This is a genomic window from Neobacillus cucumis, from assembly GCF_023715505.1.
Genome location: NZ_JAMBOH010000163.1, coordinates 1 through 255 on the forward strand (window position 1 = coordinate 1; position 255 = coordinate 255).

Annotated in this window: 1 pseudogene; it reads right to left on the reverse strand. The window is 35.3% G+C overall.

Going from position 1 to position 255, the window contains the following annotated elements:
* Positions 1-255 (reverse strand): annotated as a pseudogene (locus M3226_RS31955) (IS4 family transposase); the annotation flags it as partial.

Sequence of the window (255 nt, forward strand, 5' to 3'; positions counted from 1 at the left end):
CTACGCCACGCGAAGGTTGACTGATTCAAGAAACGATAGACAGTGTCCTTAGCAGGAAAATCGGTAGATTTTCTACTTTCAAGCGTCCGATACCAATTCTTGTTTTCAAAGATCAAACAAAAAATTATTTGGAAAAGGTAACCACAAGAAAAGCCCAAAGACTTTGTTATTCCAGCCTTTCTAAGATATTTTAGTACCTGTAATTCTTTAAATGTGGATGTTAGTTCATTTGGTAGTTGCTTATTTTGACCATTA